10 protein-coding genes are annotated in these 15,282 nt (G+C 62.7%); 7 read left to right on the top strand and 3 right to left on the bottom strand.

Features of this window, described 5'->3' with window-relative positions; translation table 11 throughout:
• Positions 1–113: 113 nt before the first annotated feature.
• Both AACX99_RS15590 and pbpC read right to left on the bottom strand, forming a co-directional pair.
• The gene (locus AACX99_RS15590) at positions 114–1,028 is read right to left on the bottom strand and encodes a substrate-binding domain-containing protein (protein WP_339413169.1); all 915 of its coding nucleotides are present in this window, start codon (positions 1,026–1,028) and stop codon (positions 114–116) included.
• Between the two features lie 207 nt (positions 1,029–1,235).
• A complete protein-coding gene (pbpC, locus tag AACX99_RS15585; protein ID WP_339413322.1) occupies positions 1,236–3,581 on the bottom strand; it encodes a peptidoglycan glycosyltransferase PbpC in 2,346 nt (781 codons plus the stop codon).
• Between the two features lie 374 nt (positions 3,582–3,955).
• On the opposite strand from pbpC, the gene AACX99_RS15580 reads away from it, so the two are divergent.
• Both AACX99_RS15580 and AACX99_RS15575 read left to right on the top strand, forming a co-directional pair.
• Positions 3,956–5,443, top strand: coding sequence for a M4 family metallopeptidase (locus tag AACX99_RS15580; protein ID WP_339413167.1), 1,488 nt, complete (start codon positions 3,956–3,958; stop codon positions 5,441–5,443).
• 154 nt (positions 5,444–5,597) lie between these two features.
• Positions 5,598–5,891, top strand: a complete 294-nt coding sequence (locus AACX99_RS15575) for a hypothetical protein (RefSeq protein WP_339413165.1) — start codon at positions 5,598–5,600, stop codon at positions 5,889–5,891.
• A gap of 105 nt (positions 5,892–5,996) precedes the next feature.
• On the opposite strand, the gene AACX99_RS15570 is transcribed toward AACX99_RS15575, so the two are convergent.
• Positions 5,997–10,919, bottom strand: a complete 4,923-nt coding sequence (locus tag AACX99_RS15570) for an alpha-2-macroglobulin family protein (protein WP_339413164.1) — start codon at positions 10,917–10,919, stop codon at positions 5,997–5,999.
• Positions 10,920–11,106: 187 nt separating this feature from the next.
• On the opposite strand from AACX99_RS15570, the gene AACX99_RS15565 reads away from it, so the two are divergent.
• From AACX99_RS15565 to ispA, 5 genes are all read left to right on the top strand, one after another.
• On the top strand, positions 11,107–12,477 hold the full coding sequence (locus tag AACX99_RS15565) for an MATE family efflux transporter (RefSeq protein WP_339413321.1): 1,371 nt from the start codon (positions 11,107–11,109) through the stop codon (positions 12,475–12,477).
• Positions 12,464–13,492, top strand: a complete 1,029-nt coding sequence (locus tag AACX99_RS15560) for a sensor domain-containing diguanylate cyclase (RefSeq protein WP_339413163.1) — start codon at positions 12,464–12,466, stop codon at positions 13,490–13,492. Before AACX99_RS15565 ends, AACX99_RS15560 begins: the two co-directional genes overlap by 14 nt.
• 28 nt (positions 13,493–13,520) lie before the next feature.
• On the top strand, positions 13,521–13,976 hold the full coding sequence (locus AACX99_RS15555) for a DUF2214 family protein (protein ID WP_339413161.1): 456 nt from the start codon (positions 13,521–13,523) through the stop codon (positions 13,974–13,976).
• A 168-nt stretch (positions 13,977–14,144) separates the two neighbouring features.
• Complete coding sequence (locus tag AACX99_RS15550) at positions 14,145–14,390, top strand: exodeoxyribonuclease VII small subunit (protein WP_160016186.1); 246 nt, start codon at positions 14,145–14,147, stop codon at positions 14,388–14,390.
• On the top strand, positions 14,387–15,274 hold the full coding sequence (gene ispA / locus AACX99_RS15545) for a (2E,6E)-farnesyl diphosphate synthase (protein WP_339413160.1): 888 nt from the start codon (positions 14,387–14,389) through the stop codon (positions 15,272–15,274). Before AACX99_RS15550 ends, ispA begins: the two co-directional genes overlap by 4 nt.
• The last annotated feature ends 8 nt before the right edge of the window (positions 15,275–15,282 follow it).

The following is a 15,282-nucleotide window of genomic DNA, read 5'->3' as shown; positions in this document are numbered from 1 at the left end:
ATTATTTGAACACAGAGATTGAATACAATTTTGTATACAAACTCAATTGCTCGCCGACGTATAACAACTATCGGCCGCCCCGCCTGCCGACTTTAACTCGCACAGCAAATGCATCAGTCCATCTGCCGCCACAGCCGCAGATAGGCATCTTCATGGCTGAAATCCAGTTCGATGCTGAGTTCGTCCGTGTCTCGCAGTACCTGCGGGGTGATCAGCAGCGGCGGTGTAACAAACAGGCTCGGCGGTTGACCGGCAAAGGCGCGGTTCAACTCATCGACCAGTTGCCAACCCTGCATACCCAGCGGCTCGGCGACGGTCGCGACCTGCTGGGACAATCCCGAATGGATACGCCCCAGTGCCTTGGCCGAACCATCGCCAGCGGAAATATTGCGAATATCCTTACGTTCGAGAGCACTGAGTGGCACGTTGATATGATCGAAATACACATCATTGATCGCCAGCGTATGACTCCACTCGGCGCCAAAGCGCCGCTGCAATGAGCGCACGCGTTCATCCATACTCTTGCCGGCACTGGCAATTGGCAGGTCCTCAATACTCAGCACCTTGCACTGCGCGCACTCTTCCAGGCGCTGCGCCATGCGCTGGGTCTTGGCAGTGGCAATGGCAAACTGGCTATCGGTAAACAGCACCACGCCGATCTTGCCGTCACGCATAGCGTATTCAACAGCCAGGTCAGCCACCTGCATCGGGTCGCTGGTGACATTGCTAAACAGCTTGTCCGTCGGGCCGGGCCGATCCCCCGCGTGCCAGCCGACCAAGGCAATCTTGCGCGCCTGAAAAACATCATGCAGCGCGCCCAGATAATCCGCTCCGAAGCCGCCGAGCACCACGCCGTCTGGGTTACGTTCCAGCACCTGCGCCGCCAGTCGTTTGATCTCAGCGGGGTCGCCGCGGCCGTCCACGGCATGCACCTGCCAGCCCAAAAGTTTGGCCGCACGCTCAAAACTGCGGTACACCCCAACCACCCCGCCGTTACGAAAATCCGCCGCGATAAAGCTCACCTGCATACCGCTACGAGCGGGCGGAGACTGCTTAGGCCCGGTCCACTGTTGCGCAGCAAGGAACGCGCTGAATAGCAGCCCACATAGGCAAACGGCGGTTATGTAGCAAGATCTCGACATCGCATATCCCTGCGTTCTGATCGGCAGACGACACACCGACCTTCACCTCACAGCGTAGTCACTCATCGACCTAGATGCTTTCGACCAAGTTCCTTAGTCCGACAGGCTGAACTCAACCCGCGCGGTCTGCCCGCTTTCATCCAGCACGCTGAGCTGGTACTGAGCGTTGCGCGCAAAAACGTGATTGAACAGCGCATCGGCACTGGTTTCGGCAATCGGCTGGCCATCGATAAACCACCAGCGCCGGCCGCTACCGCCCAGCGCCGAGAGGCGCAAACGCAGCGCTTCGCGACTGCCAGCCGGACGGCGTAATCGGTCGCCTTCGCGCACCCCGACAATCGACAGCGGCGCGGCGACTGGTACATGCCGCGGCGGGCACTGCGGATCAACCGCCGGCAGACGCGCACTGCGCCGTTCGCGGCGTGGCAGCCAGGGTTCCAGCGGCGCTGGCCACAACGCCAGGTGCTGCGCCGTCGCGCCAGGGCAACTGGCATCGACGCGCAGCCCAGCGGCATTCACCCAGATGCTCTCCTGCAGCCCCAAACCCAGCGGCTGATCCTGCGCCGGCAAGGTCGGCGGCGTGGTGCCGTCCAGGGTCCAGGCAAAGCGCTGGCGCCGGCAGTTGGGGTCACGATTATCGATCTGCTGCCCCAGCGGCCAGCAGATCGCCGCCACACCGACCGAGGCCGGCTGCGGGTCAATCGGCTGGGCGATGCCGCGCTGACTGTCGCGGTTGACCAACAGATCATGCACCTGCAGCAGCAGTGGTGCCGCCGACGCCAGGCCGAACTGCCCGGACACCGGGGTGCCATCGGGGCGACCGATCCAAATACCAATCAAATAGCGCGGCGCCACGCCTATCGCCCAGGCATCGCGAAAGCCGTAACTGGTGCCGGTCTTCCAGGCGAGGCTCGGACGTTGCACCAGCTGCGCACGCGGGTCGCGATCCGGGCGCGCCTGACCGCTGAGAATGCGCCGCACGATCCACGCCGAGCCGGGCGACAGCAAGCGCCGCTCATGCAAGCCATCCTGCGGCTGAAAACGCAGGCGTGCGGCCATACCGCCGCGGGCAAAGGCGCTGTATCCGCTGACCAGTTCCTCCAGCCGGCTGCCAGCCCCGCCAAGAATCAGCGCCAGATTGGGTTCGGCCAGCGGTGGCAACAGCAAGGGCACCCCGGCGCTGCGCAGTTCGCCAGCAAAGCGCTTCGGTCCGTAAGCTTCCAGCAGTTGCACGGCGGGTAAGTTGAGTGAGGTGGCCAGCGCCTCGCTGGCGGATACCGCACCACTAAAGCCGGCGGCGAAATTGCCCGGGCGGTAATCGCCGTAACGTCGGGGTACATCCTGCAGCAGCGATTCGGAATGGATCAGTCCCTCATCCAGGGCCATGCCATAGAGAAAGGGTTTTAGCGTCGAACCCGGCGAGCGCACCGCGTTGATCATGTCGACATGGCCGAAGCGCTTGGCATCGCCAATATCCACCGACCCCAGGTAGGCACGCACCGCCATGCTCGGCTGCTCGACCACCAGAATCGCTGCCGAGGTGCGCTCCGGCAGGCGCGCCCGCCAACCCAGCAGCAGATCTTCCAGGCGGCGCTGCAAGGCGGCGTCGATCGTCGTGCGAATCAGCGGCGGGCTGCCGCGGGTGTTCAGCCGCCGCGCCAGCAGTGGTGCCAAGCGAGGTTCCTGACGTGGAGCCAGCAGCACCGGCTCTTCCAGCGCATCATTGATCGCAGACTGCGGCCACACCTCGAAACTGGCCAAACGCTGCAGCACCTTATCCCGTGCCGCCTGAGCCCGTTCGGAATGGCGATCCGGGCGCAAACGGCTGGGCGCTTGCGGCAACACCGCAAGCAGTGCGGCCTCGGCGCGGGTCAGCTGACTCGGCGATTTGCCCAGATAAGCCCAACTGGCGGCCGCCACACCCTGCAAGGTGCCGCCAAACGGCGCGCGGTTGAGGTACAGGGTGAGGATTTCATCCTTGGACAGGTGCCACTCCAACTGCAGCGTGCGCCACAGCTGCTTGAGCTTGCCGCTGTAGCTGCGCGCATGTGGATCGAGCAGCCGAGCCACCTGCATCGACAGCGTGCTACCTCCCGACAACACGCGCCCGCCGCTGAGGTTCTGCCAGGCCGCGCGACCCAGCGCCAACGGGTTAACTCCAGGATGTTGATAAAACCAGCGGTCTTCGTAGGTCAGCAGCGCTTCCAGGTAAAAGGGTGATACTTCCTCCGGGCGCACCGGATAGCGCCACACGCCTTCATGGTCGGCAAAGCGCCACAGCGGCGCACCGTCCTCGGCCAGCACCACGCGGGCCAGATCATCGCCTGGCAAAGGCAGTGGAAACAGCCGGTCGGCCACTAGCAGAGTCAGCAGCAGGCACAGCGGAACAACCAGCCAGGGACGGCGCAAACACCTCAGAACAACAGCGCGCGCTGCCATCAACCAACCCAGCCCAGAACGCATAGCGCCTCTCTCAACACACATCCCTGAAGCGCCGCACTATACGCGGCACGGCCCAATATTTCTGGCCACCGCTGGCAACTCGCGGCCTAGCGTGCAGATGCGCAACACCCGGGAAGAACAGGCCATACCCGCCAGAACATACGAGCAAAAGTACCGTGCTAGAGCTGTTTGCGCCCATTGTTATCTTTTTGCGTCATTTTTTTGATATTCGTATTTTTGACGCCTATACCTTGGGTTCGCTGTTAACGCCTGGCTACCCGCCGCGCCGACAACAGTGAAAAACCGTTATCGCCATCAGGCAACGGGCTATTCACGGAGCCATCCTCCGCTTACCCAATGGAGCTACATCAATGCACAGGAAGATCTTCCCGAAAACCTTGTTACTCGCCGCACTGGTTTCCCCCGCCGGTACCTTCGCCGCAGAACTGATTGACCTCTCAACCCTGCCAACCCGCCCCGGTATAGCCGGCGCCGGCGACATCCATGATGACCTTGGGCTGCAGCCGGATGAGCTGAACGCCACCCTGAGTACGCAACTGCCTGGTGGTGCCCAGGTCGTGCGCTACCAACAGTTCTATAAGGGCATCCGGGTGTGGGGCGAAGCCATCACCGAGTTTACTGACGGTAGCCAGCCCCTGCGCAGCGGCCGCCTGGTGAGTGACATCAGCAGCGATCTGGTACGCGATGCAACGCCAACGCTCAGCGCCAAACAAGCCCTGGAAATGGCCAAAAGCCTGAAAGCCAGCGGCCTGCCAAGTGAGAACGAACAGAGCGAACTGGTTGTGCGGCTCGATGCGCAGCAGCGCGCACAGCTGGCATACGTGGTGTCGTTCTTTGTCCCTGGGGCCAAACCCTCACGCCCGTTCTTTATGATCGAAGCCAACAGCGGCGAGCTGCTTGATCAATGGGAAGGCCTCAACCACGCGCAGGCAACCGGCCCAGGCGGCAACCTGAAAAGTGGCCGCTACCTGTATGGCACGGACTACGGACATCTGTTGGTCAACAAAAAATGCCAGATGGACAGCGGCAATGTCATCACCGTCAACCTCAACCACAGCCTGAACAACAGCAGCACCACGCCCTTCCAGTTCGCCTGTTCGTTCAACGACTTCAAGAGCATCAACGGCGCGTTCTCGCCGCTGAACGACGCGCACTATTTCGGCAACGTGGTGTTCCAGATGTATGGCAACTGGTTTGGCGGCCTGCGCCCGCTGCTCAACCGCAAGCTGTATATGAAAGTGCATTACGGCAACGGCTATGAAAATGCCTTCTGGGACGGTCAAGCGATGACCTTCGGCGATGGTCGCAATCGCTTCTATCCACTGGTATCGCTGGACGTTTCCGCCCACGAAGTCAGCCATGGCTTTACCGAGCTGCATTCGGGATTGGTCTACAGCAACCAGTCCGGCGGCATCAATGAAGCGTTCTCCGATATGGCTGGCGAAGCAGCCGAATACTTTATGAAAGGCAAGAATGACTGGAAGGTCGGCTACGACATCTTCAAAGGTGACGGCGCCTTGCGCTATATGGACCAACCCAGCCGTGATGGCCGCTCCATTGACCACGCCGACAAGTACCGTGCCGGTATGGATGTCCACCACTCAAGCGGGGTGTATAACCGCGCGTTCTACCTGCTAAGCCAGAAAATCGGCTGGAATACCCGCAAAGCGTTTGAAGTGTTTGTCGACGCAAACCGTTTCTATTGGACGGAAACCAGCGACTTCAACCGCGGCGCCTGCGGCGTGATCCAGTCGGCACAGAACCGCAGCTATGGCTCTGCCGATGCCATTGCCGCCTTTGCTGCAGTGGGTGTCAGCTGTCCAACCCTGCTGAACTGAAACGGGCTACACCACAAGCCCCTGTCTCGCTGAGGCAGGGGCTTTTCTATTTCCGGTGCTGACGGGTCATGCTCTGTAGCGCTGCCATTTAGCCAAATGACTGGCACACTGGCGCGCAGCAGCAATCAACGCAGAGTCGAGTGGAACGAGAACTATGGGTGTAGAAGGTTTTTTTGAATCCCTGGGCGAGGCGGTTGGCTCGGTGATCCGCTTTATCGTCGAGGGTTTGAGCGGCTTTTTCGGCATGCTCGGCGGCGCGGTCAGCAGCTTTATCACGGGCATGTCCAAGGCCTTGGGGGTGACACCGTCATTGCTCAGCATCGTGGTTCTGCTGGCGGGTCTGTGGCTGCTGTACCTCGCGGTACGCGCCTTTATCCGCCGCTCGATGATTGCCGGGGTGATCTGGCTGGTGCTGGGTTTATGGTTACTCAGCGGTCTGATCAGCTAAGTCACTCTGGCTAAACAACAAGGCCCGCCAATTTGGCGGGCCTTGTGCGTTCGAAGAACCTGTTTCGGGTCTCGCGAGCTACGCGCAGCAGATCCGAGACAGGTTCTAGCGCTCTTTGACCACCAAACGCCCCGGCGTTTCGCCCAGCGCCTGCCAGTTCGGCCGGTACATCGACTCCACTTGCGGTGGCGGCACGCGGTAGCTGCCAGGGGTAACGGCGCGAGCCAGATACAACAGGTGGGTGGTGTCGTAGCGGTTTACATCCAGCGCCGCGACATAGCGATCACCCCGGAACTCTTGGTGCTTGATCGCCGCATTCTGCATCGACTCACGCCACTCCTTCACCGCGCTGCTGGCGTCATCCAGGCTGGCCGAGCTTTGCGCCAGGTTCTGGTTTTCCAGCTCCAGGCCCGCCGGCAGCAAATCAACCACCAGGGCATCCGGCACCCGCTGTTTGGCCGCCACGGCCAGGTGCACCAGCACCAGCTCGCCGCTTTGCAGGTTGTTCAAATCCAGCTTGCGCCCGTCCATGCCCAGGTACTCGCGGTAGATGCTGAGGTTCTCACCACCCGCCGCCGGGGCCTGGCTTGGGTAGCCGGACAAGGTCAGCTGCTGATACAGCGGCGTATCACCCGGTTTGCTTGCCGCATTGCGGATGCTCAGCGGCGCCGCCAGATCACTGCCATCGAGCTTGAGGCCCGGCTGGGCATTACTCAGGTCGAAGGCCAGGCTGCCGCTTTGCAGGGCCGCGTTCCAGTTCGGCTCCGGCTTGCTCAGCAGGTTGCGCCCGGCCAGGTACAGCGAATTGCGTTCCTGGGTCGACAGCCACTGCTGCCCGGCCACTTCATCGGCGAGGTTGAACAGGCGCTCTTCACGACGATTTTTCGCCAGGTCATGCTCCTCCAGCAGCGCCAGAATCAGCGCCTGATCGCGCAGCGGGCTGCCATAGTCGGCCAGCCAGTTATTGCTCTCACGGCCACGGGCCAGGCCGGCTGTCAGCAGCTCATCGGCACGCGGCTGGTCGCCCATTTTCTGCAGAGCCACGGCCAGGTGCACCAACGGCAAGCCGGACAGGGCATCGCTGCGCCGCTCATACAGGCTGCGCAAGGCTCCCAGCGGCGCCTGTTGGCTACGCGCCAGCACATAACCGGCGTAAGCCTGCACGGCAAAGCGGCTGTGGTTGGCGTTGTCGCTGTAATTGACCTCGATCAGGTGACGCTCCTGCAGGTAGCGCAGCAGGCGTTCGTTGGCTTTTTTCAGCGCCTCTTCCGGCACGCCGAAGCCCTGCTCGCGGGCGCGCAGGAGGAAGTCGCTGACGTAGGCAGTCAGCCAGTATTCCTCATCGCTGTCCGCGCCCCACAGACCGAAGCTGCCGTTGTAGCGCTGCATGCTCAGCAGGCGCTCGATGCCCAGTTCGATGGAGCGCTTGCGTTGCTCATCCGGCTCGGCTTCCACGCCCAGGCGCTTGAGCGTGGCCGCATCGGCGTACAGCGACGGATACAGACCACTGGTGGTCTGCTCCAGGCAGCCATAGGGATAGGCTTTAAGCGCACGAATCTGCTCGCCAAGATTCAGCGGCGGCCGGCTGGAAATCGCCAGCCGCGCTTCCAGGCCAGCCGCTTCAAAGCGGCTCAGGGCGGCGGCCGGCAACAGCCAGGCGTCATCCTTGAGCACCGCGCGAAAGTGCTGCAACTGCGCCGGGTAGGCCGGACGAATGCCCAGGCTCCACTCTCGGCTGAACGGCGGCAGATCCTCACCGGGCAGGGCCAGGCCGTTGACACTGACCTTGACACGCCCTTGGCCGTAACCGCCCAAGGCGGTGACCGGAATGCGCAGGATGGTGCGCTGACCATCGGCCAGGGTAATTGGTGCTACCGCTGCACCGGGGTTCTGCGCCAGACGCAGCTGGCCTTCGGCACTCATTTGCACATCGAGTTTCTGTTCACGCCCGGACAGGTTGCTCAGGTCCAGGGCCAGAGTGGTTTCATCGCCCCCGGCGAGGAAGCGTGGCGCGGACAGCTCGGCAATCAGCGGTGCAGCGACCACCGTCTTGCCTTCGCCCATGCCGTAATGCTCGTCGGTCCAGGCTTGTGCCATCAGCCGTAGTTCGCCGTTGAAGTCAGGGATCGCCAGGCTGACTTCACCTTCACCCTGCTCATTCAGCTTCAGCGGCTCACTCTGCAGGGCGACGATCAGCACGCTGGTATCCGGGCGCTTGCCGCCACCGGCCAGCGCCGCGTCACCACCGAAGGCCAGTTTGGCCACCCGACCTTGCCCTGCCTCGATCAGTTGCCCGTAGATATCCAGCTGATCCGCGCCGTAGGCCTTACGGCCAAAGAAGTTGGCGAATGGATCGGGCGTGGCGTACTCGGTGATATTGAGAATGCCGACATCCACGGCGGCCACCAGCACCTGCGCCTGTTTCGGGATGCTGCCGTCGGCGTTGCGCGCCTGCACCTTGACCTTCAGAGGCTGATTGGGGCGCATCTTTTCCGCAGCGGTGAGGGTCAGCGCCAGTTTGCGCGGCGCACGTTCCAGCGGCAGATGCAGCAGGCCGACCGCACGTTTAGGCGTGGCATTGCTCTTGCGTTCGCCCGGACGGATCACCAGGGCGCTGACATACAGGTCATGCCGCGCCCAATCCTTGGCAATCGGGATGTCGAAGGTCTTGCCCTCGGCCGGCACTTCGATTTCCTGCCACCACAGCGGTCCCTCGCTGGATTCCACCATCAGGTAGCCCTTGCCCGCAGAAGGCGGGGTAACGGTGACCTGGGCGGTGTCGCCATCGATATAAGCCGGTTTATCCAGCGCCAGTTTGACCTGATCCGGGCGCACGGCGCCGCCGTCAGCGTTGTCCTGCCAGCGGTAGCCGGCCCAGAAGCGCATGCTGCTGAGCAGGCCGGTCTGGCCGTCGATTACCTCGATGCGATACGGGCCCCACTCCACCGGGAAACTGATCTTGGCAGTACCGCCGGCAGCGACCTTGAGGTTTTCTTCGTTAAGGGTGAGGAATTTCTCGGTGTAGTTATGGCTCCAGCCATCGCTTTCGGAGAAGTTCCAGAAGTAGTCACGGCGCTCACGAATCAGACGCACGCTGAGCTGATCGGCTGCCAGCTTGTTGCCCTCGGCATCGGCCACCAGCACTTCGAACTCGGCCAGGCTGTCGGCGTCCACTTCTTCGCCGTCAAACAGCCCGCGCACACCTGGCAGACGCTCGGCCGGCCACACCGGCTGAACAACCCGCCGGGTAATCGCCCGACCACCGGACTCCTGCAGGCTGGCTTGCAGAATCAGACGCAGCGGCGATTTGGCATCGGCCCAGCGGCTCTCGATATCCAGGCTGGCCTTGCCCTGCTCGTCCAGGCTGGTTTCATCCAGCTCGATGTCCTCGCTCAGCTCTTCTTCGGTAACCGAACCGAACTGATAGCCCGGCAGGCTGGCCACCGCCTCACGCAGCGGACGGACATAGAGTTGCCCGCTGAGGCGATTGCCGGCTGCCGGGGCGCCATACAGATAGCGTCCGGTGACCTCGAACTGGGCGTTCTCCGCAGGTGTATAGGGCTCTTCACTGCCCTTGAGTTCCAGCGCCATACGTTCCGGCAGGAAGTCTTCCACAGAGAACTCGTACAGCTGCTGGCGACCATCGCCGAGGTCGAACAGCAGCTGCCAGCGCCCGGTCGGCGCTTCGTCGGCCAGTTGCAGCTGGTACTGATACAAACCGGCGTCATCGGCCTGCCAGACAAATTTGCGGCTGACCTGCTCATCCGGCCGGCGCACTTCCACATTCACCGGCTGGGCTTTTACCGCGCGGCCATCGGCATCGCGCAGCAGGCCGTTGAGCAGAACAGTTTCGCCGGGACGATAAAGATCACGCGGGCCAAATACGAAGAACTGCAACGGGTGGGCGACGGGACCGGCGATATCAAACTCGGCCAGGTCAAGCGCGGCGGTGTTCAGGCGCAACAGGCTGGTCTGCTCGCCCTGATGGGCCAACAGCACTTCAGCCTTGGGCGGCAGCGGCAGTTCGCCATGGCCGGCGCCATCGGTCTTGCCTTCGGCCAGCACTTGGCCTTCGGCATCGAGGATTTCCAGGCGTACATCGCCCAGGGCATCACCACCGGCCAAGGCCTGGGTGAACACATCGATACGGTTCTGGTAGCGTCGTACGGACAGGCCGATATCACTCAGGGTGAATAGCGTGGCCGGCTGCGCGTAGTTGTAGCTGCCGGCTTCACGCATCACCGCCAGGTACACCCCGGGCTGTTTGAACGGCTCCAGGCCGGCAATCGGCAGCAGCAGGGTTTCGCGGGTGTTACGTGCAGGGTTCAGGTCAAAGCGGCCGCCGTAAACCAGATCAGCCATCGGTAGCAGACTGCGGGCTTCCCAGTTATCCAGATTGCTCGAACGGCCCCAGCGGTTAAGGAAGGCCGGCAGAGATTCAGGCTTGATGCGGAAGAACTCGACATTGATCTTGTCGACGTTCAGCGCAATCACCGGCAGGCCTTCAGCGAGGCGCGTGGGCAGCAAGGAGCCACGACTGGCGAAGCCGACACTGGCTTGCAGGTCGCGGGTTTCCAGGCGGGTGACCTGCTCGGCGGCGAGGCTCTTGCCATTCAGCCCAAGCAGACCGGCATCCACAGTCAGTACCAGTTTGCGCTGCGGCTCCAGATGGCGCAGGCGTACCTCCATCAGGTTGTCGCTCAGCTCCCAGGCGCCATCGACCTTGCCATCTTTGCTATCGACCAGGTGCAGGCGCTCGGCGAGCTTCTGCTCGGGATCGAGCGGCACCGAGAAGCTGATCGACAGCGTACTGGCGCCTTCGAGCTGCACTTCCGAGACATCCACCACGGTCAGTTCGCGGCCGGCGTAACGCTCGGCCAGCGCCTTGCGGTCGACCGCCGGCTTGGCAGCCTCGCTGCTCACGGGGGTCGCTTGGGTCGCCGTCACTTCGGCGGGCCCAGGGGTGGATGAATCACAGGCGCTGAGCAGGCTCAGGACAAGTGCCAGAAGCAGTCCATTCTTCGGCATTGCGGGGCTCCAACAAGGGTAGGTGCAGAAGCCTGACACTATAGTCGAGCCGTCTATATACAACTAAGGGACATGCACAAAATTGCTCAGCAGCGCACGCCAGTCGATCAGTGTTTAATAGCCCGCCTGTGACACGCGCCCGCGCATTTCGTTGCAGCCTCCGCCAATCAAGTTGAGAGCCCATTTGATAAACGCCCTACGCGATGCCTGGCAACACAGGCCGACCCATCAACGGGTCTGGGCGCTGGCTGCGCCGATGATCCTCTGTAACCTCTCGGTGCCGCTGGTGGCGCTGGTCGACAGCGCGGTGATCGGCCATCTGCCGCATGCCCATCAATTGGCTGCAGTGGCCGTCGGTGGCAGCCTGTACACCTTGCTGACCTGGGCGGTGGGCTTTCTGCGCATGGGCACCACCGGTTTCAGCGCTCAGGCGGCAGGGCGTGATGATGGCGGCGCGCTGCGTCAGGTGTTGCTGCAGGGTTTGCTACTCGGTGTGCTGCTGGCGGTGGTGCTGATCAGCCTGGCCATCCCCTTGAGCAGCATCGCACTGAGCTTGATGCAGCCCTCGGCGCAGCTCGATGAGTTGGCACGCAGCTATCTGTATATCCGCCTGTTCGGTCTGCCCGCGGCGCTGGCCACCTATGCCCTGGTTGGCTGGCTGCTGGGCACGCAGAACGCCCGCGGGCCGCTGGCCATTCTGCTGACCACCAACCTGCTGAATGTCGCCCTCGATCTGTTGTTTGTCCTCGGCCTGCACTGGGGCGTGGCCGGCGCGGCCTGGGCCTCGGTGATTGCCGAATGGAGCGGCGCCTTGCTAGGCCTGTACCTGGCCCGACGCGCCCTACGCGCCTATGCCGGCACGCTGGACTGGGCGGTGCTACGCCGCTGGCTGAACTGGCGGCCGCTGCTGGCGGTAAATCGCGACATTTTTATCCGCACCCTCGCACTACAGGCGGTGTTTTTTCTGATCACCATGCAGGGCACACGCCTGGGCGATGCCACCGTGGCGGCCAACGCCCTGCTGCTCAATGGTCTGCTGCTCGCCGCCCATGCCCTCGACGGGCTGGCCCATGCGCTGGAAGCGCTGTGCGGGCATGCATTGGGCGCGCGAGATCGCAGTGCGCTAAAGCGTACGCTAATCGTCGCCGGCGGCTGGTCACTGCTCGCCAGCCTGGGCTTTGCGCTGTTCTTTCTGCTGGCTGGGCACTGGTTTATCAGCCTGCAAACCAATATCGCGGTGGTACGCGAGGCAGCATTCGCTTATCTGCCCTACCTGGCCCTGCTGCCACTGATCGCAGTCTGGAGCTACCTGCTCGACGGCCTGTTTATCGGCGCCACCCGCGCCCGCGAGATGCGCGACGCCATGCTGCTGGCACTGCTGCTCAGCCTGCCGCTGGCCTGGGCCCTACAACCGTTGGGCAACCAGGGCTTATGGCTGGCATTCTTGAGTTTTATGGGCCTGCGCAGCCTGTGCCTGGGTGGCTATGCTTACCACCTGACCCGTACCGATCAATGGTTCGCCCCCAAATCACCAGGTGCACACCATGCTCAGCCCTGAAATACCCTGCGATGAAGTGCTACGCCAGCAGATTCTTGATGACAACGAGCTGCTCGACACGCCCGCCGATCCTTATTTGGATACCCTGGTGCGGGTGGTTCGTGAGGTCTTTGCGGTCAAGACCGTATTGATCAGCCTGATCGACCATGATCGCCAGTGGTTCAAGTCACGCATCGGCCTGGAGATCACCGAAACCCCACGGACCATCTCCTTCTGCGCCCACGCGATTCTCGGCACCCGCCCCTTGATCGTCGACGACACCCATAAAGATCTGCGTTTTCACGACAACCCGGTCGTCACCAACAACCCGCAGATCCGCTTCTATGCAGGGCAACCGCTGTTCTCCCAGGAGGGCCAGCCGCTGGGCACCCTGTGCCTGATCGACCCGGCTCCACGGCAGCTAACGGATAAGCAACTGCGCCTGTTTATCGACATGGCGACCCTGGTCGAGGGCTACCTGAAGCTGCGCCACGTCAGCGAGCAGACCGCGCAGCTGCGCGCGGCGCTGAGCCGTGAGCAGCGCAAGACCATGCTCGACCCGCTGACCCAGCTGTGGAACCGCGCCGGCCTTAACCACTTTCTACCCCGGCAGCAGGAACAGGCCGACGATCTGGGCCTGCAGCTTGGCGTGCTGTTCTGCGATCTGGATTACTTCAAGAAGGTCAACGACAGCCACGGCCATGCCGCTGGCGATCAGGTGCTGTGGGAAACCGCACGGCGTATCAGCGCCGCCGTGCGCCCGCAGGATGTGGTGACGCGCAGCGGTGGCGAAGAATTCGTGGTGTTGCTGCAGGTGCATGATGAACAGGAGCTGCTGCAAATTGCCGAGCGCATTCGCAGCGCCCTGAACAAGGAGCCGGTGGCCATCGACGAGCTGCAACTCAATCTCACCATCAGCATCGGCGCAGCCCTGCGCAGCCCGCAGGAACCAGCCACAGCCACCATGAACCGCGCCGACCAGGCGCTCTATCAAGCCAAGGGCAACGGCCGTAATCGGGTCGAACTCGCCAACTGATCATCCAACCACGCGAAAGGACGCCACCATGGGCCAAGCGCTTGCCGCCTACCTGCATTACCTGTCGATCTTCCTGCTATTCGCCCTGCTGAGCATCGAGCATGTGCAATTCAAACTGCCGCTGGACCTGCGCCGCGCACGCAGCCTGATCATCACCGACATCGCCTACGGCATCTGCGCCGGCGTGGTGCTGTTCACCGGCCTGGCGCGCGTACTCTGGTACGGCAAGGGCCTCGACTACTACCTAGGCAACAGCCTGTTTCACGCCAAAGTCGGCCTCTTTATCCTGGTCGGGCTGATTTCCGTGGTGCCGACCTTTGTCTTCCTCAACTGGCGCAACAGCCTCAAGACCGGCGAAGTGCCGCAGGTCAGCCCAGCCAAGGCGCGCCTGGTGATCATGGTGATTCGCCTGGAACTGTTGCTGCTACTGGTCATCCCATTACTAGCGGTGCTGATGGCGCGCGGCTATGGCGTGATCGGCTGACGCCTGAACAGACCAGCAAGCCTGTGGGAGGCGCTTTAGCGGCGAACGGATGTCGCGGCTAAAGCCCCTCCCACAAGCCCAGAAAGCGCCTGCTGATTTGCCCGCGCGGCATGGCTCTGCTAGTGTCGCGCCGGTTCCAATTCCCCGATCTGCCCCGAGATATCCGCCATGGCCGCCCGCAAAAAAGCCGCGCTCGACTTCGAGCAATCCCTGACCGATCTGCAGAACTTGGTCGAGCGTCTGGAAAACGGCGAGCTGTCGCTGGAAGACTCGTTGACTGCCTTCGAGCAAGGCGTGCGCCTGACCCGCGACTGCCAGACCGCCCTGGCTCAGGCCGAACAGAAAGTGCAAATTCTTATGGAACGCGACGGCGAGCTGGAGGAAGCCCCCTTCGACGCGGACCAGCAGGCATGATTGCGGCCTACCAGAGCAGCTGCCAAAGCCGCGTCGATACCGCCCTGGAAACCCTCCTGAGCAGCCCACGTCCGGAACTGGAACGTCTTTACGCCGCCATGCGCTACAGCCTGTTCAATGGCGGCAAGCGCGTACGCCCGCTGCTCGCCTATGCCGCCTGCGAAGCCCTCGGCGGCGAACCAGAGCGCGCCAATGCCGCCGCCTGCGCGGTGGAGCTGATTCACGCCTACTCCCTGGTCCACGACGACCTGCCGGCGATGGACGATGACGACCTGCGCCGTGGCCAGCCGACCACCCATAAAGCCTTCGATGAAGCCTGCGCGATTCTCGCTGGCGACGGCCTGCAGAGCCTGGCCTTCGAAGTACTCGCCGATGCCACGCACAACCCGCATGACGCCGAGCTACGCCTGGCCATGCTCAGCACCCTGGCCCGCGCCGCCGGCCCGGCCGGCATGGTTGGCGGCCAGGCCATCGACCTCGGCTCAGTCGGCCAGACACTCGATCAAAACGCCTTGGAAATCATGCACCGACACAAGACCGGCGCATTGATCGAAGCCAGCGTTCAGCTCGGAGCCCTCGCTAGCGGCCAGGCCGACGACCACGCCCTAAAAGCCCTGTACAGCTATGCCCGCGCCATCGGCCTGGCGTTCCAGGTGCAGGACGATATCCTCGACGTGGAAAGCGACACAGCCACCCTGGGCAAGACCCAGGGCAAGGACCAGGCCCACGACAAACCCACCTACCCGGCCCTGCTCGGCCTTGAGGCCGCCAAAGATTACGCCCTGGAACTGCGCGACCAGGCCCTGCATGCCCTGCGCCCATTCGACCAGGCCGCCGAGCCGTTGCGTGACCTGGCGCGCTATATCGTCGAACGGCGCAGCTAACGCAGCGG

It is taken from the genome of Pseudomonas sp. EA_35y_Pfl2_R5, from assembly GCF_963970805.1.
Taxonomy (GTDB): domain Bacteria; phylum Pseudomonadota; class Gammaproteobacteria; order Pseudomonadales; family Pseudomonadaceae; genus Aquipseudomonas.
Note: the sequence above shows the minus strand (reverse complement) of the source record. Positions and strands in the feature narration are given on the sequence as shown.

Bases quoted from the DNA above. Each gene is read 5' to 3' on its own strand.
- AACX99_RS15550 (WP_160016186.1), top strand. From the start codon at position 14,145: ATGGCCGCCCGCAAAAAAGCCGCGCTCGACTTCGAGCAATCCCTGACC.
- ispA (WP_339413160.1), top strand. From the start codon at position 14,387: ATGATTGCGGCCTACCAGAGCAGCTGCCAAAGCCGCGTCGATACCGCC.
- AACX99_RS15555 (WP_339413161.1), top strand. From the start codon at position 13,521: ATGGGCCAAGCGCTTGCCGCCTACCTGCATTACCTGTCGATCTTCCTG.
- pbpC (WP_339413322.1), bottom strand. From the start codon at position 3,581: ATGGCAGCGCGCGCTGTTGTTCTGAGGTGTTTGCGCCGTCCCTGGCTG.
- AACX99_RS15570 (WP_339413164.1), bottom strand. From the start codon at position 10,919: ATGCCGAAGAATGGACTGCTTCTGGCACTTGTCCTGAGCCTGCTCAGC.
- AACX99_RS15590 (WP_339413169.1), bottom strand. From the start codon at position 1,028: ATGCAGGTGAGCTTTATCGCGGCGGATTTTCGTAACGGCGGGGTGGTT.
- AACX99_RS15560 (WP_339413163.1), top strand. From the start codon at position 12,464: ATGCTCAGCCCTGAAATACCCTGCGATGAAGTGCTACGCCAGCAGATT.
- AACX99_RS15580 (WP_339413167.1), top strand. From the start codon at position 3,956: ATGCACAGGAAGATCTTCCCGAAAACCTTGTTACTCGCCGCACTGGTT.
- AACX99_RS15575 (WP_339413165.1), top strand. From the start codon at position 5,598: ATGGGTGTAGAAGGTTTTTTTGAATCCCTGGGCGAGGCGGTTGGCTCG.